Annotated in this window: 20 protein-coding genes; 17 read left to right on the top strand and 3 right to left on the bottom strand. The window is 34.2% G+C overall.

What is annotated here, in order from left to right; genetic code table 11:
* Positions 1–153 precede the first annotated feature (153 nt).
* Positions 154–987, top strand: coding sequence for a hypothetical protein (locus Q0857_RS15055; protein WP_298537028.1), 834 nt, complete (start codon positions 154–156; stop codon positions 985–987).
* A 212-nt stretch (positions 988–1,199) separates the two neighbouring features.
* On the opposite strand, the gene Q0857_RS15050 is transcribed toward Q0857_RS15055, so the two are convergent.
* Both Q0857_RS15050 and Q0857_RS15045 read right to left on the bottom strand, forming a co-directional pair.
* A complete protein-coding gene (locus Q0857_RS15050; RefSeq protein ID WP_298537025.1) occupies positions 1,200–2,147 on the bottom strand; it encodes a phosphoribosylaminoimidazolesuccinocarboxamide synthase in 948 nt (315 codons plus the stop codon).
* 332 nt (positions 2,148–2,479) lie between these two features.
* On the bottom strand, positions 2,480–3,433 hold the full coding sequence (locus tag Q0857_RS15045) for a PhoH family protein (RefSeq protein ID WP_298537022.1): 954 nt from the start codon (positions 3,431–3,433) through the stop codon (positions 2,480–2,482).
* Positions 3,434–3,590: 157 nt separating this feature from the next.
* Here Q0857_RS15045 and Q0857_RS15040 point away from each other — a divergent pair, with 157 nt between their 5' ends.
* From Q0857_RS15040 to Q0857_RS14980, 13 genes are all read left to right on the top strand, one after another.
* Positions 3,591–4,487 (top strand): SAM-dependent chlorinase/fluorinase, encoded by an 897-nt coding sequence (locus Q0857_RS15040; protein ID WP_298537019.1) that lies wholly within the window; start codon positions 3,591–3,593, stop codon positions 4,485–4,487.
* A 16-nt stretch (positions 4,488–4,503) separates the two neighbouring features.
* The gene (locus tag Q0857_RS15035; RefSeq protein WP_298537616.1) at positions 4,504–4,800 is read left to right on the top strand and encodes an antibiotic biosynthesis monooxygenase; all 297 of its coding nucleotides are present in this window, start codon (positions 4,504–4,506) and stop codon (positions 4,798–4,800) included.
* A gap of 6 nt (positions 4,801–4,806) precedes the next feature.
* Positions 4,807–5,352, top strand: coding sequence for an isochorismatase family protein (locus Q0857_RS15030; RefSeq protein WP_298537017.1), 546 nt, complete (start codon positions 4,807–4,809; stop codon positions 5,350–5,352).
* A 51-nt stretch (positions 5,353–5,403) separates the two neighbouring features.
* Positions 5,404–6,123, top strand: coding sequence for a gliding motility-associated ABC transporter permease subunit GldF (gene gldF, locus Q0857_RS15025; RefSeq protein ID WP_298537014.1), 720 nt, complete (start codon positions 5,404–5,406; stop codon positions 6,121–6,123).
* Complete coding sequence (locus tag Q0857_RS15020) at positions 6,120–6,605, top strand: hypothetical protein (RefSeq protein WP_298537011.1); 486 nt, start codon at positions 6,120–6,122, stop codon at positions 6,603–6,605. The genes gldF and Q0857_RS15020 overlap by 4 nt, the downstream gene beginning before the upstream one ends.
* Entirely contained in the window at positions 6,598–8,265 is a 1,668-nt protein-coding gene (gldG, locus tag Q0857_RS15015; RefSeq protein ID WP_298537008.1) for a gliding motility-associated ABC transporter substrate-binding protein GldG, read from the top strand. Before Q0857_RS15020 ends, gldG begins: the two co-directional genes overlap by 8 nt.
* 140 nt (positions 8,266–8,405) lie before the next feature.
* Positions 8,406–9,524 (top strand): DNA polymerase III subunit beta, encoded by a 1,119-nt coding sequence (gene dnaN, locus Q0857_RS15010; RefSeq protein ID WP_298537005.1) that lies wholly within the window; start codon positions 8,406–8,408, stop codon positions 9,522–9,524.
* A 171-nt stretch (positions 9,525–9,695) separates the two neighbouring features.
* On the top strand, positions 9,696–10,259 hold the full coding sequence (locus Q0857_RS15005; protein ID WP_298537002.1) for a Crp/Fnr family transcriptional regulator: 564 nt from the start codon (positions 9,696–9,698) through the stop codon (positions 10,257–10,259).
* A gap of 117 nt (positions 10,260–10,376) precedes the next feature.
* Positions 10,377–10,580: a 4-oxalocrotonate tautomerase family protein gene (locus Q0857_RS15000; protein ID WP_298536998.1), complete on the top strand. Its 204-nt coding sequence runs from the start codon at positions 10,377–10,379 to the stop codon at positions 10,578–10,580.
* Positions 10,577–11,320, top strand: coding sequence for an SDR family NAD(P)-dependent oxidoreductase (locus Q0857_RS14995; RefSeq protein ID WP_298536995.1), 744 nt, complete (start codon positions 10,577–10,579; stop codon positions 11,318–11,320). The genes Q0857_RS15000 and Q0857_RS14995 overlap by 4 nt, the downstream gene beginning before the upstream one ends.
* 7 nt (positions 11,321–11,327) lie before the next feature.
* Positions 11,328–11,699, top strand: coding sequence for a nuclear transport factor 2 family protein (locus Q0857_RS14990; protein ID WP_298536992.1), 372 nt, complete (start codon positions 11,328–11,330; stop codon positions 11,697–11,699).
* A 352-nt stretch (positions 11,700–12,051) separates the two neighbouring features.
* Positions 12,052–12,327, top strand: a complete 276-nt coding sequence (locus Q0857_RS14985) for a hypothetical protein (protein WP_298536989.1) — start codon at positions 12,052–12,054, stop codon at positions 12,325–12,327.
* A 75-nt stretch (positions 12,328–12,402) separates the two neighbouring features.
* Positions 12,403–13,731, top strand: coding sequence for a CotH kinase family protein (locus Q0857_RS14980; protein WP_298536986.1), 1,329 nt, complete (start codon positions 12,403–12,405; stop codon positions 13,729–13,731).
* A gap of 237 nt (positions 13,732–13,968) precedes the next feature.
* Here Q0857_RS14980 and Q0857_RS14975 read toward each other — a convergent pair whose 3' ends face one another.
* Positions 13,969–14,307, bottom strand: coding sequence for a DUF4870 domain-containing protein (locus Q0857_RS14975; RefSeq protein ID WP_298536983.1), 339 nt, complete (start codon positions 14,305–14,307; stop codon positions 13,969–13,971).
* A gap of 162 nt (positions 14,308–14,469) precedes the next feature.
* On the opposite strand from Q0857_RS14975, the gene Q0857_RS14970 reads away from it, so the two are divergent.
* From Q0857_RS14970 to Q0857_RS14960, 3 genes are all read left to right on the top strand, one after another.
* Positions 14,470–16,314 carry a sigma 54-interacting transcriptional regulator gene (locus Q0857_RS14970; protein ID WP_298536980.1) on the top strand — a complete coding sequence of 615 codons (1,845 nt, stop codon included), beginning with the start codon at positions 14,470–14,472 and terminating at the stop codon, positions 16,312–16,314.
* Positions 16,315–16,493: 179 nt separating this feature from the next.
* Complete coding sequence (locus tag Q0857_RS14965) at positions 16,494–17,048, top strand: OsmC family protein (RefSeq protein ID WP_298536977.1); 555 nt, start codon at positions 16,494–16,496, stop codon at positions 17,046–17,048.
* Positions 17,049–17,122: 74 nt separating this feature from the next.
* A complete protein-coding gene (locus tag Q0857_RS14960) occupies positions 17,123–20,608 on the top strand; it encodes a 4Fe-4S binding protein (RefSeq protein ID WP_298536974.1) in 3,486 nt (1,161 codons plus the stop codon).
* The last annotated feature ends 54 nt before the right edge of the window (positions 20,609–20,662 follow it).

The following is a 20,662-nucleotide window of genomic DNA, read 5'->3' as shown; positions in this document are numbered from 1 at the left end:
TGTGGGCAACAATGTATAACCCAATTACGGCGGATTCGACTACGTCCGAATCCACTCGGAATTGCTAACGTCAGTGCCAAACCGAAAATAATCCCTAATTTAACCCGTAACTGACGGTTATACTAAACCATTGCCAAACATTAGAAAAACAAGATGATTAAACAAAATCCATTTTCTCTTTATGATTTTCTTGGATATTTTATTCCAGGCGGATTAATGATATATCTATTTCTTTTTATTGAATATTTAGAAAATTTAGAATCAAAATTTGAATTAAAGACTTTTGTTGCAGACAACTCAAATTTTCAACTTGACAAATTTTTGTTTTTTGTAATTGCAAGTTATGCAATTGGTCATTTGTTAAACTTTATTTCATCTATAACAATAGAACGATATGCAAATTGGAAGTATAACTATCCTTCAAAATATTTACTCGGATTTGAAATACGCGGATTTTGGAAAGCGGAAACTCGAAGCGGAATACTATGGAGAATTTTATTGTTAATACTTATATTCCCAGTGACTATATTAGATTTAGTACTTGGAGAAGTTTTTGGTTTTAAAAACTTCTATACTCGGAAACTCGATAAATTTTTAATTGCATTGATAAAGTTTAAAGGCAAAAAATTGATAAACAAGTTAGCCGTAGGTCAACTAGTTGAATTTCATAATGATAACGTTCGCGTGTATGATTTTAATAGAATAATTTCACATTATACTTTTGAACACACAAAGAGTCATCAATTTCGAATGGTTAATTATGTAATTTTATATGGTTTCTTAAGAACCTTAACTTTAATTTCAATAATATCATTCTGGTATATTTTAATTATAAATTTTGCGGAAATTAAAAAAGCTGCTGTATTTCTTCCATTAATTATTGTTGGCGGAATTTCCTATATCTTTTTTATGGCATTTATGAAATTTTATAGAAGATACACTCTCGAAGGATTGATGTTAATTGCTATTGATGAAAATTTAAAATAACGTTTGGTAATAACGTGTATATTTAATTGCTGGTTCTGTGTGTACTCGGAAATTCCTACGGAATTTCCTCTGGTTCGTTTTCTTTTGCTAACTTAGTTCTTGCCAACGCAACTAACCATACACAAACACGATAAGCGTAACTCAGATAATCCACACAAAAAAAGACCTTGATTCCCTCAAGGTCTTTTTTTTTTTGATCTAGTCTTTAAAATCTACTTCAAATACGCCAACACATTAGCTTCAATACGCGCATCGATATTACTTACATCGGCCTTTACAAAGGTTTCGCCCGTAATATTTTCATAGAGTTCAATATAACGTTCTGAAACGCTTTCTACATATTCGTCCGTCATTTCTGGCACGGTTTGCCCTTCTAAGCCTTGAAAGCCATTAGAAATAAGCCATTGGCGTACAAACTCTTTTGAGAGCTGTTTTTGGGCTTCGCCTTTAGCCTGACGCTCCTCGTAACCCTCGGCATAAAAATAACGTGAGGAATCGGGCGTATGTATTTCGTCAATTAAAACGATTTGTCCGTCTTTAGTTTTTCCAAATTCGTATTTGGTATCGACTAAAATTAAACCTCTTGAGGCTGCTATTTCAGAACCACGTTGAAATAATTTACGAGTATAATCTTCTAAAACCACATAATCGGCTTCGCTTACAATGCCTTTAGCTAAAATATCTTCTCGAGAAATATCCTCGTCATGGTCGCCCATTTCGGCTTTGGTAGCAGGTGTAATAATAGGCTCTGGGAACTTATCGTTCTCTTTCATCCCTTCTGGCATGGGTACACCACAAAGCATACGTTTTCCGGCTCTATACTCGCGTGCGGCATGCCCAGACATATAACCACGTATCACCATTTCTACTTTAAAAGGTTCGCATAAATGTCCTACGGCTACGTTAGGGTCTGGTGTGGCTGTTAACCAATTGGGTACCAAATCTTGGGTAGCTTCCATCATTTTAGTAGCAATTTGGTTTAGTATTTGCCCTTTGTAAGGTATCCCTTTTGGCATCACCACATCGAAGGCCGAAAGCCTATCGGTAGCCACCATAACCAATTCTTCATCATTGATATTATATACGGCTCTTACTTTTCCTTTATATAGGCTTTTTTGCCCTGGGAAATTAAAATTGGTCTCTGTGATTGTATTACTCATTTTTTTGATACTGTTTTATGAGTTGATTTGTTTTTTTGCTTTGTGCTCTTGTGATTTCTGTGAGGAGACAAAATTACTTCTTTTTAGTGGTTCTTACCATGTCGTGAGGTGTTTTTTTGTTACCAGAAAAACTCATAAAGCCATCTCCTATTCAAGAAATGGCTAGAGTTATTCTTCCCTAGCCATCACGTTTCTTAATACCCCTAGCACTTATATTTAGCCCCGATTGATGCGGCATCCTTTTTATGTTCTCGATACAGCATCCTTATGGAATACAACTTAAACTAACATAAAAAGATATAGCGGAAAGCGGGATTAAGCTTCAAAAAAAATTAATCGATATTTTCGATGCTTTTGTAAGCGGCAATGACCTTTTTAACCAGTTTGTGGCGTATCACATCTTTATCGTCTAAAAATATCATGCCCACACCCTCAACATTCTTTAAAATAAGTAAGGCTTCTTTTAGTCCAGAAATGGTACGACGTGGTAAATCGATTTGACCCGGATCGCCAGTTAATAAAAACTTAGCGTTTTTACCCATACGGGTTAAAAACATTTTCATTTGGGCGTGTGTGGTGTTTTGACCTTCGTCGAGAATTACAAAAGCGTTATCCAAGGTACGCCCACGCATAAATGCCAATGGTGCAATTTGTATGGTACCCTTCTCAATATAACTAGCCAGTTTTTCTGGTGCTATCATATCGCGCAATGCATCATAAAGAGGTTGCATGTAGGGATCGAGTTTTTCTTTTAAATCCCCTGGTAAAAACCCTAAGTTTTCGCCAGCTTCTACGGCCGGACGTGTTAATATAATGCGCTTAACTTCCTTATTTTTTAAGGCCTGAACGGCTAAAGCAACACCCGTATAGGTTTTTCCTGTTCCTGCCGGACCAATGGCAAAAACCATATCGTTTTTACGCATAAGCTCCACCATTTTACGTTGGTTGGCTGTTTGTGCTTTTATAAGTTTACCGCCCACACCGTGTACAATAACCTCGCCACTTGCTTTCGAGGTGGTATAATCGTCGCTACTCTGGCTGGTAAGTACACGCTCAATAACATTCTCGTCTAACTTGTTATACTTGCCAAAATGCTTGAGCAGCATGGTAATACGCCTATCGAATTCCTCCAGCAACTCTTCATCGCCAAAGGCTTTAATTTTATTTCCGCGGGCTACAATTTTGAGTTTAGGGAAGTATTTTTTAAGAAGTTCAATATTTGTGTTTTGGGCTCCAAAAAACTCTTTTGGAGAGATTTCTTCAAGTTCGAGTACAAGTTCGTTCAAAGGCTTTTGTTTTGTTTTAGGGTTGTCATCTGATTTAATTAAAATTTAAACTTCGTCAGACCAAATGATTTAATTAGTTTTGTATCACATCCGGTGATTCTCAAAAATACGTAAAATTGGATGACCAAACCTTAAAAACATATCAACAATTTTGCCCATGGCAATCATAACTTTAACAACAGATTTTGGGGAGAAAGACCACTTTGCTGGTGCTACAAAAGGCGCTATTTACAGTGAACTTCCAGATGTTAAAATTGTTGATATCTCTCATTCTGTATCACCATTTAATATTCCTGAAGCCGCTTACATTATCCAGAATGCCTATAATAGTTTTCCTAAAGGGACTATACATATTATTGGCATTGATGCAGAGATAAATCCTGAGAATAAACATATTGCTATAAAGCTAGACGATCATTATTTTATTTGCGCCAATAATGGGATAATGAGTATGATTTGCTCTGAAATTGCACCAGAGAAAATTGTTGAAATTAATATACATGATAAAATTCAAACCAGTTTCCCGGTTTTGGATGTATTTGTAAAAGTAGCTTGCCATATTGCGCGCGGAGGCACTCTAGAAGTTATTGGAAAGAATATTACAGAAATTAAACCTATCAAGAATATTGCGCCTTATGTTAATGAGGATAAAACCCAAATTATTGGTAGCGTAATTTATATTGATAACTATGGTAATGTAGTGACCAACATTAAACAGAGCTTTTTTGAAACCATTCAAAAAGGGCGTCCTTTTGAGATATCGGCACGTAACTATACGTTCAAGAAAATACATGAAAAATATAGTGATATTGTAAACTTCGATATACCTGAAAGTAAACGAAACGACGAGGGTAGAAAGCTGGTCGTTTTTAACTCCGGAAATTTTTTAGAAATTGCCGTTTATAAAAGCAATAGTGCTACCGTGGGTAGTGCCTCTACCCTTTTGGGGCTTGGAGTTATGGATGCAGTGAGCATTAAATTTATTCCTAAACCTGTGATGCCTCAGGGTATTGAAGTGCCTAGTAATGTACATAAAGTATCTGACTTTGAATAAAACCACTTCTCCCGAAATGTTTGTTAGAATCGTGAAAATGGGTTTTCATGAAGAACATATTGACACTTTTTTAGCCCATTTTGATGCCAATAAACATAAAATTAGAGCTTTTGAGGGCTGCCAGTTTTTAGAACTATACCGCGATAAAACCAACCCTACTCTATTTTTTACCTATAGCTATTGGCATTCTGAAGAACATTTAGAAGCATACAGGCATTCTGATTTGTTTAAAAGCGTTTGGGCTAAAACCAAACCGCTTTTTAACAGACCTCCTGAAGCGTGGAGTGTAGATACTTTAGAATCTTTAAAATAATGGCTAATGACTAAAAAAGCGCTTCTTGTTATTGATATGCAAAAAGGGTCGTTTACAGCTAAAACGCCACGTTTTAATACCGCAGCTATAGTAGAAGGAATCAACTCCTTAGCAAACACATTTAGAGCTCTAAAACATCCTGTTATTTTTATTCAGCACGACGGAACTAGAGACCATGAATTTTTACCGAAAACAGAACCCTGGGAAATACTTGATGATTTGCATACTAAAGCTGATGATGTTTTTATAGATAAGTACGCAAATGATGTATTTTATAATTCTGAGCTACTGCTTACATTGAACGCTTTGGAGATTGACGAATTATACATTACAGGCTGCGCCACCGATTTTTGTGTGGAAGCAACCATACAGTCTGCTTTAGGCAAAGATTTTAATATTACGGTTGTAAAAGATGGACATACCACTGGTGAACGACCAAATTTAAGCGCAAAACAAGTTATTGACCATTATAATTGGGTGTGGCAGAACATGATTGCAACCAAAGGCCAAATTAAAGTTGAAAATTTTAATACCATCCATGCATCTTTATAAAAATAATAAGGATAAAAATTTTACCTTAGCCCAAACAGAAAGAACAACTAAATGCTTGCCATTTTAAGAAAAGAAATAAATTCGTTTTTTGCATCTCCAATAGGCTATTTAGTTATTGGGATTTTTTTAGTTTTAAATGGGCTATTCTTATGGCTTTTTAAGGGCGAATTCAATATTTTAGATTACGGCTTTGCCGATTTATCGCCCTTCTTTTTATTAGCGCCATGGATTCTTATTTTTTTAATTCCTGCAGTAACCATGCGCAGTTTTTCTGATGAGAAAAAACAAGGCACTTTAGAATTACTATTAACCAAACCTATTTCACATTTTAAAATTGTTTTAGGTAAATACTTTGGGGCTTTTATATTAATACTAATTGCCCTTATACCTACCTTACTTTATGTATACACCGTTTATCAATTAGGAAATCCTGTGGGTAATTTAGATATGGCAAGTACAACCGGCTCCTATTTTGGACTGCTTTTTTTAATAGCGGCCTATACGGCTATTGGTGTATTTGCTTCTACCTTATCTGATAATCAGATTGTTGCTTTTATCATTGCTGTTTTTATATGCTTCCTCTTTTATATTGGTTTTGAGGGTGTTGCAGACTTTACTTCAAGTAATTTTATAGAACAATTAGGCATGAGTGCGCACTTTAAAAGTATGGGTCGTGGTGTTTTAGATACTCGAGATGTGATCTACTTTTTATCGGTAACCGTTTTCTTTTTAATGCTTACTAAATTAAATTTGACTACCGCAAACAAATGATTTTAACACCAACCTTTATCGTTTTAATTAGTATTGTTTTTATACTAGTTTGGTTATTTGTTAAAACCATTGATAAGCGCAAATGGTTAACCCTATTGGTTAGTTTAGCACTCACCCCAATTGCCTATTTTTATGTGGTATACCCCATGATAAATATATTTAGCAGCTATCATCATGAAAAATACTTTAAAAGTGAAGCCTGGATAGAGAATCCCGAATTACGTTTTGAAATGTTGAATTCTATTGTTAATGATAGCGTGTTTATAGGGAAGCAAAAAGAAGAGGTTAAACCCCTTTTAGGCGAAGCCGAATGGTTTGGTTGGGATGATAGCCTTAAAGCGAATTCGCCAGACAAATGGAATTATAATTTAGGCTTTAAACCTGGGGCATTAAATAATATGCAAGAGTGTATTGAATTGGAATTTAAAAACAATACCGTAATCGCTTTAAGAACTTATCAATTAGAAAAAACTTTTGAATAATCGTATAAAACATATTCTATTATTGATAGTTGGACTTATTGCCATAAACTTTGTGAGCAGTAACTTCTATCAACGCTTTGATTTAACTGCAGATAAACGTTATACACTAAGTGAATCTGCTGTCGACATTATAAAAGAGTTAGAATCGCCCATTTTGGTGGATGTTTTTTTGGAAGGCGAACATTTCCCTTCGGAGTTTAGACGTTTACAAAATGAAACAAGGCAGCTCTTAGAAGAGTTCGCCGCCGAAAATAAAAACATTGTATTCAATTTTATTAACCCTATTGAAGAGGACGCCACACGCGAACGTAACATCCAACAGCTTACACAGCGCGGATTAAAACCCATGCAATTAAGTGTTACTGAAAGTGGTAAATCTTCAAAAGCTATGATTTTCCCTTGGGCTTTAGCAAGTTATAATGACCAAACGGTAATTATACCGCTGGTTAAAAATAAGATAGGAGCTTCACAGCAAGAATTGGTTAGTAACTCTGTACAGCATTTGGAATACGCTTTCGCTGATGGTTTTAGCAAACTCATAAAACCTAAACGAAGAAAGATTGCCATTTTAAAAGGTAATGCCCAACTGGAAGATAAATATATTGCTGATTTTGTTAAACAGTTAGGAGATTACTATTTTATCGCTCCGTTTACGCTAGATAGCGTTTCTAGCAGCCCAAAACAGACTCTAGAGGCCATTTCTAAATTTGATTTAATTATTTCTGCTAAACCTACCGAATCCTTTAGCGAATCAGAAAAACTAGTTTTAGATCAATACACCATGAATGGCGGTAAAAGCTTATGGCTTATTGATGCTGTGGCCATAGAAAAAGATAGCTTATACAACGACAGAGGACTTAACGTTGCCATTCCTAGAGATCTAAACCTTACCGATTTCTTTTTTAAATATGGTGTACGTGTTAACCCGGTTATGGTTAGCACCTTATACTCTGCCCCCATTACTTTAGCCATGGGAGAAGGCAGTCAATCTCAATTTCAGCATTTACGATGGACCTATTCGCCCTTAGCTGGATCAAGTAGCAATCATCCTATAGTTAATAATTTAAACCTTGTGAAGTTTGATTTCGCCAATCAAATTGATACACTTAAAAACAATATTAAAAAAACAGTTTTATTAGAGTCCGCACCTTTAACCAAATTAGAAGGTACACCCCGAGAAGTAAGCTTAGATGCTGTTACTAAGGAGGAAGATCCTAAACTGTTTAATAAAGGCAATCAAACTCTTGCTGTACTCCTTGAAGGTGAGTTTAATTCCGTTTACAGCAACCGCGTCAAGCCATTTTATTTAGAAAAGGCAAAGGATATAAGCAATCCTACTAAAATGATTATTATCGCAGATGGTGATTTAATTAAAAATGATGTGCTGAGAAACGCTCCTCAAGAATTAGGTTTTGATAAATGGACGGGGCAAACTTACGGAAACAAGGAATTTTTGCTTAATGCTGTTAATTACTTATTAGATGATAATGGACTTATAAACATTCGATCAAAAGAAATTGCGGTTGCCTTCTTAAATCAGCGAAAAATAGCTGTCAATAAAACCAAGTGGCAACTCACTAACATACTATTGCCACTAGTATTACTAAGTATTTTTGGTTTTATATTTAACTACCTGAGAAAGAAAAAATACACGGCTTAAATGTTAATAAGTTTGTTTCCGAAAACGGACTCTTTAGAATATATTTGTAAGTAACAGAAAGGCTACTTTAACGAAGTTAATAGGCTGAAACATTTCATCCTTAATGAACAGTTAACTTTTTAAAAAACATATTCCAACGCATGAAATTTATAGTATCAAGTACGTATTTATTAAAACAATTACAGGTTTTAGGTGGTGTAATTAATAGTTCGAATACCCTTCCTATTTTAGATAACTTCTTATTTGAATTAGACCACACTAAACTTACTGTTTCGGCAAGTGATTTAGAAACTACAATGGCTTCTACTTTAGATGTTGAAAGTGATAGCGAAGGTAGTGTTGCCATTCCTGCACGATTACTATTAGATACTTTAAAAACATTTCCAGAACAACCTTTAACCTTTGTTATAGAAGATAATAATACTGTTGAAATTAGTTCAAATCATGGTAAATATGCTTTAGCCTATGCTGATGGAAATGAGTTCCCAAAAGCTGTAGCACTGGAAGACCCAAGTAAGACCATAGTGACAGGAGACATTCTAGCAACCGCCATAAGTAAAACTATTTTTGCAGCTGGTAATGATGATTTACGACCTGTAATGAGCGGTGTCTTTTTTCAGTTCTCGACAGAAGGACTAACCTTTGTAGCTACTGATGCTCATAAATTAGTAAAATACACACGGGAGGATGTTAAAGCTAATCAAGTGGCTGAGTTTATCATGCCCAAAAAACCTTTGAATCTTTTAAAGGGGATTTTGGCTGCTAGTGAGGATGACGTAACAATTGAATATAACGAGAGTAACGCAAAATTTACTTTTGAAAATTCTGTATTAATTTGTCGATTAATTGATGGTAAATACCCCAATTACGAGGCTGTAATACCAAAGGAAAATCCTAATAAATTAGTGATTAGCAGAAATCAGTTTTTAAATTCTGTGCGTCGAGTTAGTATATTCTCTAACAAAACCACGCATCAAATACGCTTAAAAATTGCTGGTGCCGAACTTAATATATCTGCTGAAGATGTAGATTACAGCAACAAGGCAGAGGAGCGTTTAACTTGTGATTACCAAGGTGACGACATGCAAATTGGTTTTAACTCGCGTTTTTTAACCGAAATGCTAAACAATTTAAGTTCTGATGATGTACAGCTTGAAATGAGTATGCCAAATAGAGCTGGTATTTTAACACCCATTGATGGCTTAGATGAAGGCGAACAAGTAACCATGCTTGTTATGCCTGTGATGCTAAACAGCTAGACTCACATGACTTTAAACAAAGGAATCTGATAATATAAAAGCAGTAACCGTTTTTAGGTTACTGCTTTTTTTATGCTTGATATTAACATAAAAATGAATTAAATTCGTTCGACTAAGGGCTTTAATGCGACTGAACTTGTTGTTTTAGTCTTAAAATGTTTTACATCCAAGATGACGCATCCATTACGCCAACATATAGAGGAAATCATTAGCCTTACAGATGAGGAATTTAATTTTGTTTTGAGTCATTTTGAACACATCAAAAAACGAAAACATCAATATATTGTTCAAGAAGGAGACATCGTTAATAAAGAATATTGGATAGTAAAAGGTTGTTTAAAAAGTTACTTTATTGACCATACAGGAAAAGAACATATCCTTCAATTTGGCATGGAAAACTGGTGGATTACAGATTACGAGTCTTTTGTTAAACAAACCAAGTCAAAAACTTTTATCGATTGTATAGAAGATAGTGAATTACTATACATCTCATTTGAAAACAGAGATAAACTTACCTCACAAATGCACAAAATGGAACGCTTTTGGGCAAAAAAAAGTAAAATAGGTCGTATTGCACTTCAAAATAGGATTTTATCATTATTGAAAAATTCAACTAAAGAAAAATACGACTTGCTTCTCGAGCAATATCCGAAACTCTTCCAACGCGTCCCTAAAAAAATGATTGCAGCTTATTTAGGTGTTTCAAGAGAAACACTGAGTAGGCTTAATCAGTAACTTCATTTTTCAATACCACTTAATGTGATCTACATCACTTCAAAGAAGTGACAAACCTCCTTCCTAAAATATTGAGTTATCAGCAACTTTGTTTCATAATTAATTCAATAAAAAATTATGCCATACATTAACATTAGAGTTACTGACGAACAAGTAACGAAAGCACAAAAAAAACTATTAATAGAAGGTGTTACACAACTAGTCGTTGAAGTCCTTAACAAGAACCCAAAAACCACTCATGTCGTTATTGATGAAGTCCCTATTGAAAATTGGGGCGTGGAAGGAAAACAATTTTTAGGAACTAAAAACCAAAGGAAATGAAAAACAAAACCGTAATCATAACTGGCGCATCAACAGGAATTGGCAAAGAAATTGCAAAGTATTTTATAGCGAGAGAGAGTAATATTGTGATGAACTCCTCTAATGAAGAAAACTTAAAAAAGGCTTATAAGGAATTAGGTTCACCTCCTAACGCAGCATACTTAGCTGGAGATATTAGCAAGCGAGAAACGGGTCAAAAACTTGTTTCCTTGGCATTGGAAAAGTTTAATTCTATAGATGTCTTAATTAATAACGCGGGGGTATTCTCTCCAAAACCTTTTTTAGATGTTAAAGAAAAAGATTTAGATTTTTATTGGAATGTAAACCTAAAAGGAACTTATTTTACTTCTCAAGCCGTTATACCTCACATGATAAAACGGCAAAAGGGTTCTATAATAAATATAGGAACTGTTTTAGTAGAGCACGCTATAGACGGGTTTCCTGCAACAGCGCCGCTAACAAGCAAAGGTGCTATTCATTCTTTAACGAGACAATTAGCAGCAGAATTTGGAAAACAAAATATTAGAGTCAATACAATTGCCCCAGGAATAATCAGAAGTCCATTGCAAGAAAAAATAGGAATTGAAAATGCAGACAGTTTAGCTGGGTTACACTTGTTAAACAGAATTGGTGAACCAAATGAAATTGCAGAGGGGGCTTATTACTTAGCTTCCTCAAATTTTGTAACAGGAGAAACAATAAACATAGCAGGTGGTCATACAATAGGTCACGCTATTTAAAAAACAAATGATGTATAAAGAGAATATGAAAGAAATAGAAAGTTTAGTAACTAACTATTTTGAAGGAATTTTTTATGGAGACATTAACAAACTTGAAACTTGTTTTCATGAAAACACTAATATCTATGGAGATATTGAAGGCATTGATTATTCAAAACATATTAATGAGTACCTCAAGAGTGTTAAAAATAGAAAAAGCCCCAAAGATTTAAATGAGCATTTCAAAATGAAAACCATAGGAATTGATATTATTGGAAAAATTGCAATGGTAAAATTACACGTTCCTATGTTAGGTTATAATTATTACGATTATTTATCACTAACTAAAATGGGGAGCCATTGGAAAATTGTAAATAAAATATTCACACACGTGAACTAAGTAAAACTCACTATCTAAAAGTAATAGCGGTTTGGGTACTTATCCAAACCGTTTTTGCCTTTTAAATAAAGTAGCAAATAAAACACGTATTAATGCACTACTGCCTGTATACAAAACGTTAAGCGAAACCTGCCAGAACTAAATTTCCTTTCTTTTTGAAAACATATACAAGCAACTTATATAATTAACGGTTACATCGGCATCCTAATTAAAATTTAACAGATGCACAGTTTACTTTAAACTTGACTGTATCAGAAAAACAAGCTAAATTCGTTTAAATTTATTATATAAGATTTTTCTACCGAAATTGTATTCGGATTATATTATTTCCATACCCTTAAATTACCAAAAAATGAAAATAAACCTGTTGCTAATATGTTTAATTCTTACAGAGGTTTCTACTGCACAATTATTAACCATTAATGTGCCAGAGAATAATTTTGGAATAGACGAAAGTAAATCATTAATCGTTTCCCAAATTGAAAATATTGATACTTACGAAAATATTAATGTGTATAGTGAAATAACTATTACCTTAAACGGACACGGCTATAATTTTAACAGCATCCCTAATAGTATTGATTATTCACGTTCTTATTTGATTACTGACCCAAATACCTTAACCTAGTATACATTATATTTTACTCAACTGCCCCTTGTTTCAATAAATTCTAGTACAACTATTGTTGATGAGCCTAAGGTTTTGGCAGATTTCATCTATTCTGACTCAGAACAAGTGTTGATTTCAAATATTGGAATAGAACTAAGAGGAGCTAGCTCTCAATCTTATCCAAAGAAGACGTATGATCTTGAGTTTTGGGATGATGAGACAGGAGATGATACAGATAATGTACAATTTGGAGAACTCCGTTCTGATGATGATTGGATATTAGATGCGCTTTATAACGAACCCTTAAGATTACGAAGCTACATTGCCAACAAATTATGGCTAGACATACATGCCCCATACTACCTAGAAGATGAACCTGACGCTAAATCTGGTGCAAACGTTATGTACGTAGAAATGTTTTTAAATGGTTATTATAATGGCATATATAATCTTTTGGAACAAGTCGACAAGAAACAATTAAAACTTAAGAGTTATAAGGACGAAATTAGAGGGGAGCTTTATAAAGGTGTTTCGTGGGGAGCTTCCACTTTCTCAAGTTTACCTGATTATGATAATGAAAGTAGAATATGGAGTGGTTATGAATTCAAATATCCTAAAGAAGACGATATAACCAATTGGGAAAACCTATACCAGTTTACTGATTTTGTTATAAATTCCTCTGAAACCAATTTTACAAATAGTATTTGGGATAGGTTTGATCAGGGTAATTATATAGACTATTTTTTATTTCTCAACTTAATTAGAGCAACCGACAATACAGGAAAAAATATTTACCTTGCAAAATATAAAACCGACGAACCATACTTTTATGTGCCATGGGATTTAGATGGATGCTTTGGGACTATCTGGAATGGTGAACATCAAAATATAACCAACGACATTTTGAGTAACGGATTCTTTACCAGAGTAACGAACATAGACCCTAATGCCATATTAGCCACTATTGCGAAAAAATGGTTTGATTATAGAAACAATAATTTTAGTAACGACTATTTATCGGACTTAATTTCTGAAAATTATAATTTTTTGCAAGAAAATAGAATTTATGAAAGAGAATCTATAGTCTATTCAAATTACGCATTTAGTAGTGTCGATTTACTATACATTCAAAATTGGTTAACAAATAGATTAACATATCTAGACACGTATTTTGGTAATGTACTTTCAAACAAAGAACATGCTTACTCAAATAAATCCATACACCCGAATCCAGTAAAAGATATAGCGTATATAAATTCGACAGACAACCTAATTAATAAGAACTACAAAATTTACAATAATTTAGGACAGCTAGTCTCTACAGGGGTTATAAATAATAATTATATCTCTTTTGAACATTTAAAAAGTGGTATTTACTTCTTAAAAATAGCTGGTAATTCATATAAATTCATAAAAAACTAGTTCTAAGTAAGGTTGGCTGTAAATACTGTTCTATTTTCGAATACTTAGCAAAAGTATAACACCTTTCTCTTTTAAAACTTAACCTAGCAAATACAACGTTAAGGATTGAAGTGGAAAGCCCACAGTGAGGTACGAACGAGGACTTGTAGCATAAAGCCTGACCCGACAGGGTAACGCCCAAATTAAAACACCCACTAAAAAAGTGAGTGTTTAAGCTTATCTTTTGTTTTAAATATTCTAACTAATAAAATTAAAAGATAAAGGATACGATGGGGTCTCGCCTCTACTGGCTCTTATAGCATTAATAACAGGAAATATTATGGCTAAAATGCCTAATATTGCAAATCCTAAAAGACCAAGACCAAATAATAGAATTAAGGGTATACAAATTATAAAATACACGATTAAACTAAGTTGAAAATTAACAATATTTTTACCGTGGATGTCCATTTGATATATCTTATCTTTCTGCGTTAACCACAATACTAGCGGCAACAGCAAACTCCCAAAGCCTATAACTAATGTAATGAGTTGACTTAAATGGGTAATGACTAAAAGTTGATTATCTTGTTTCATGATTTTGATGATTGTTTGATTGATTTACCTATATGACGATTATACAATGAAAATGTTACAAGTTTTTAGGATTATTTTTATTCCGTAAATCTGGTATTTCAATAGATCTACCTATAAGAACTTCTCAAATAATTAATATCTTTAGCTAATGATACTTACTTTATGACCGATTCATCATCTGACAACTATATTGATTTTCTTTCTGAAATCCCGTTTTTCTCGGAAGTCTCAAAATCTTCACTTAGGAATCTTATCGATAATACAGAGGAAGAGACTTATATTAAAAATGAACTCATTTTCAAAAAAGGTGATATTGGCAATTCTATGTACGCCATTGTAAGTGGAAAAGTTAAAGTACATGATAACAGCCATGTATATGACACCTTAAGTCATGGCGATTGCTTTGGCGAATATGCTTTGATCGATAATGAAACTCGATCTGCATCTATTACGGCAATTGAAAAGACAGCGGTATTGAAAATTGAGCGTCAGCATTTTTTAGATTTAATGACGCATGATAGTGGATTTGCTCAGGGAATTTTATCCGTTATGATAAAACGACATAGAGAGCTAGACACAATTCAGGAACATTTAGCGAGTTCAAAAAAAGCCATAGAGCTGGCGAATTCTAAAATGAGTGGATTAATTAATGGAGCCATGGATGCCATTATTATGTTTGATAATAAGTTTAAAATCTTACTGACCAATACCGCAGCTAATGGCTTATTAGAAAATGATGACGCCCTACAACGTAATGTGCTTTTCTTTTTTGATGAGATTAGTGCAACCTTAATAGAAGGTTTAGTTGACGATGAAAATGATAGCGAAACCATAAACAAATACCTCCCTCATGTTGTGAAAATTATAGGCTCTAATAATGGAGAGTCACTAAACGAAGGTACAATTAGTACTTATGGCTCAGGAACCGAAACCTTTTACACGCTTATTTTAAGAAATATTGATAAACGTATTATTGCCGAAAATCAAATCAACTTACTTACTAAGCAGACGGAATATTTAGAGGAAGAAATAAAAGAACTGACTAGTAGCTATGGGATTATTGCCGAGGACCAAAGTATGCAAGATACTTTAAACTTAATACATCAAGTTGCCAAAACTGATGCAACGGTTTTAATACATGGTGAAACCGGCACGGGAAAAGAGCTTGTGGCCAGAGCCATTCATAAAGAAAGTAACCGAAACGATAAACCCTTAATACGTATAAATTGCGGTGCCATACCAACAAACCTTATAGAGAGTGAGTTGTTTGGTCATGAAAAAGGGGCTTTTACTGGCGCCACAACGAGCAGAAAAGGGCGATTTCTTTTAGCCGATAAAGGCACTATTTTTTTAGATGAGATTGGCGAGATGCCATTGGAACTGCAACCAAAACTGTTACGAATTATTCAGGAAGGTGAATTTGATCCTGTAGGGAGTTCTGAAACCATTAAGGTTGATGTCAGGATTATTGCGGCCACCCACCGAGATTTATTTGAATTTTCAAAAACTGGCAAGTTTAGAGAAGATTTATACTATAGATTAAACGTATTTCCTATTGCGGTTCCTGCGCTTCGTGATAGAGGCCGTGATCTTTTTTTGATTGCCCAAGAAATGATTGATCAGTTTTCAAAAAAACTAAACAAACCTGTTGTAACCCTAGCCGATACAGACAAATCATTACTTACCGCCTATAATTGGCCAGGAAATGTAAGGGAGTTACAAAATCTGATTGAACGTGCCGTAATTGTTTCGAAAAACGGAACTACAAATTGGCAAGCTCTAATTCCAAATGCATCCATGGCTGATACCGTAGTTGCAAAACTTCCGCAAGAAAATATTCTAACCTCTAAAGAAATTATAGCTCTGGAAAAAGAAAACATCCTAAAAGCTTTAAAGTTAACCAAGTGGAAAATTTCCGGCAATAATGGGGCGGCTAAATTATTACAACTACCTGCTACTACATTAGCTTCAAAGATTAAAGCTTTGAAAATAGAACGTCCTATTTAAAACTCACGATATTTCGTAAATTTATTAACGATATTTCGTTAATAAATGATTTTACGTAACACTTATCGTATTACACAACAATTGTAACTTACTTATAATCAATTGTTTAAATAGTTTGGCACAGCGTTAGCTTTAAACCAACCAAACAATAATGTTTAACTATTTAAATTTTAGAAAAAATGATTACAACAGCAAATGTAAAAAACGGAGTAAACGTAGACCAATTAGTAGAAACTATTGGAGCAGTTCAACAAAATCCTGAATTAGCAAAATTCCAATTCAGATCAAAAAACAACTGGATAACTGGTGGACATTGCGTATCTAGCATTAAAGATTTTTACGGTGTGGGCGCTGAAGACGAGTCTCGTCAAGAAACCTTTACCATGGAATGCGACCATCCAAATGTGTTATTAGGAAATGATAAAGCACCTACCCCGCCAGAGGTCGTATTGCATGCTTTAGGATCTTGTTTAACTGCCGCCATGACCTATCATGCTGCTGCAAACGGTATTGACATTGAAGGTGCCTCTTCAACTTTAGAAGGTGGATGTGACCTACATGGTTTCTTAGGATTAGACCCTGAAGTAAGACCAGGCTTTGAAGGTATCAACTTCAAGCTTAGAGTAAAATCTGATGCCTCAGCTGAACAACTTGAAAACTTAGCAAAATTCTCTCCTGTATTTGATATGATTTCAAACCCTACTCCTGTTTCAATTGAAATAGTAAAAGAGTAAAACTTCATAAAAAAAAGACTGCTCTAGATGGAGTAGTCTTTTTTATTTCATTCTAACCTCAACACCAGTGCATTATGAAAACTTCAAAACAAAAATATAGCGTCTTAACGGCCAATCAAGCTGTAGCAAATATCGCTTATAAAACAAATGAAGTTTTTCCTATTTATCCCATTACACCGGCATCAGACATGAGTGAGCTTGTTGAGCAATGGCAAGCAAAAAACATACCTAATAGCTTTGGATATACACCAACTGTTTTTCAAATGCAAAGTGAGTCTGGTGTAGCAGGGGCTATGCATGGAGCCCTTCAAACAGGATCATTATCATCAACATTTACAGCTTCGCAAGGCTTATTATTAATGCTACCTAATATGTACAAAATTGCCGGAGAGCTTACCCCAAATGTTATTCATGTAGCCACAAGAAGTATTGCAACTCATGCTCTTTCCGTATTTGGAGACCATAGTGATATTATGGCTGTACGCCAGTCTGGTTATGCTATGCTGGGAAGTGCCTCCGTACAAGAAGCACATGATTTTGCACTCATTTCACAAGCCGCCTCTTTAGAATCTTCTATTCCCTTTATTCACTTTTTTGATGGCTTTAGAACCTCTCACGAAACAAACAAAATAGAAACTATTAACGATGGTATTATTCATTCATTAATCAATCAAAACGATATTAAAAAGCATAAAGCCCGTGCTTTAAACCCAAAAAATCCTGTATTGCGAGGTACATCTCAAGGACCTGATGTGTTTTTTCAAAGTAGAGAAGCCGTAAATACATTTTACGATCAGTGCCCTGATATTGTGCAAAATAAAATGAATCTATTCGCTAGCCTAACTGGTAGAGTCTACAATCTCTTTGATTATGCGGGTCACCCTAAAGCAGAACATCTTATCATTTCAATGGCTTCGTCAACAGAAACTATTGAAACCACCATAAACACATTAAATAACCAAGGCGAAAAACACGGACTGATTAAAGTAAGATTATTTAGACCTTTTAGTACAAAACACCTTGTTGCAACTTTACCAAATACAGTAAAATCTATAGCCGTTTTAGACCGAACCAAAGAACCAGGAGCCACAGGCGAGCCCTTATATTTAGATGTTGTTCAGTCTATTTCAGAGGCTTTTCAAAATAAAAAAATAAAAAATCTTCCAAAAATAGTTGGTGGGCGCTATGGCTTATCTTCCAAAGAGTTTACACCATCTATGGTAAACGCCATATACAAAAACCTAAAGCTAGACAATCCTAAAAACAACTTCACCATTGGCATTCATGATGATGTTAAAAATTTAAGCCTAGATTTTTCAGAAGCCATCAAAATGAAAAATAACTTGTATGAAGCTATTTTCTATCAAGAAAAAAATGAAAGTGATAGTTTTTCAAATACTTTAAAACTTATAGGTAACAAAGAAAACACCTTCGTTCAAGGCTACACACAATGTGATTATAAAAAATCAAACTCATATAATACGGCTCATTTAAGAGTTGGAAACACACCAATTAAAGCCCCATATTTAATAGAAGAAACTGATTTTATTGGCTGTCAAAATGTAAACTTCACTTTAAACGACAACGCATTACACAAATTAAAATTTAAGGGAACACTTTTAATCAACACTTCGCAAACGTCCAAAGCATTTTGGCAGTCGCTATCGGTTAAGAATCAGAAGCTAATCAATGAAAAACAAATCAACGTATTTGTTGTAAATATTGAAGAACTAAAAGCAAATCAGATTTTAAAAGACAATAAAATCTCTGAATTTCACGCTTGCTTTTTAGCTATCAAAAAGAATCTATTTTATAATGAAACAACCTATAATTTAAATGAATTTATATATCAAGTAAATACTTCTACTGAAAGCATAGCAACAAAAGAATCAGTAACATTTGACAAGACGTTTAACGAAAGCCTTTTAGGTAAATTACTAGCAAACAAAGGCAACAAAGCCTCTGTTAGCATGTTACCAGTTGATGGTACATACCCAACAAACACATCGCAATATAACCCAATTCAAAATAGCACTTATTTACCAAATTGGAATACAGATTTATGCACACAATGTGGCGCTTGTAGTATGGCTTGCCCTCAAGCTGCACTTAGAATTAAAGTGTATGACGATGCTTATCTAAACGACGTTCCAAAAACTTTTAAACACATCATTTCTGAAGATTTTGATTTAATGAATTACACGATTCAGATTAACCCAGAACAATGTAATGGATGTAATAATTGTGTTGATGCTTGTTCTGTAAAAGCTTTAACCTTGGTTAACAAAAATGATGTAAATGATGAAAATAAAAACTGGAACCACTTTAAAACTATTCCAGAATTTGACAGAACAAAAATTGATGTTTCAAAAGTAAGTCAACAACAATTACAAGAACCTTTATTTAAATATTCAAGTGGTGTTGAAGGTTGTGGAGAAGCGCCTTATCTAAAATTGATGTCTCAATTATTCGGAGACAGATTATTAATAGCAAATGCAACCGGAGCCAGTTCAATTTTCGGAGGTGCTTTACCCACAACACCTTGGGCTAAAAACAAAAAAGGACAAGGTCCTGCTTGGTCCAACTCCTTATTTGAGGATAATGCTGAATTTGGTTTAGGGTTTAGAAAGTCTTTAGACCAACAAGCAAAAGTAGCTACGATGCTTTTAGAAAAGCTATCTACCAACTTTAATGCAGACTTGATTAACAAAATATTAAACTCAAAACAAAATACTGAAGTTAAAATAAACGAACAAGCTGCTCGTATAGAACTTTTAAAAACTCAATTAGTCCATTCTGAGTTATCAGAAGCCAAAGAATTGCTAAACTGTGTAGACAGTTTAGTTAAAAAAAGTGTTTGGATTGTTGGTGGCGATGGTTGGGCATACGATATAGGTTATAGTGGTATCGATCATGTATTAGCTTCTGGTGAAAACGTTAACATTTTGGTTTTAGACAATGAAGTTTATGACAATACTGGAGGGCAAGCTTCAAAAGCAACACCATTTGGCGCCCAAGCTAAATTTGCTTTTAATGGAAAACAAAAACAGAAAAAAGACCTTGGACGCTTAGCCATGACCTACGACAACGTTTATGTTGCATCGGTAGCTATTGGCGCCAATCAAGAACAAACATTAAAAGCTTTTAACGCCGCTGAAAGCTTTGATGGTCCTTCTATTATTATTGCGTATAGCCAAAGTGACGGCCACGGTATAGATATGAAACACCCCAGTAAATATCACACAGAAGCTGTTAATTCGGGACAGTGGATTTTATATAGAAATGACCCAAGACGAACCTCACAAGGGTGCAATCCTCTTCAATTAGATTCTCAAGTGCCATCAATTAAAATTCAAGATTACCTAAAATCTGAGAAGCGGTTTTCGAAATTGTTTAATCAAGACGAAGCCACATTGAACACGCTGGTGCAAAAAATTCAAAAACAAGTAAATTTAAGATTTGATCGTTATTTGGCTATGTCTTCTGATGAAGCTAAACCAAACAGAAACAAGCTGGTTCAAAATGAGAAGCTAAAAAAACAGTTAAACTATAGAAAATGACAACCTCTCGAAAAGAAGTAATAGAATAAAGCCCAAGGTTATTATACTTGTAAC

The sequence above is a fragment of the uncultured Algibacter sp. genome (assembly GCF_947495925.1).
Taxonomy (GTDB): domain Bacteria; phylum Bacteroidota; class Bacteroidia; order Flavobacteriales; family Flavobacteriaceae; genus Algibacter_E.
Note: the sequence above shows the minus strand (reverse complement) of the source record. Positions and strands in the feature narration are given on the sequence as shown.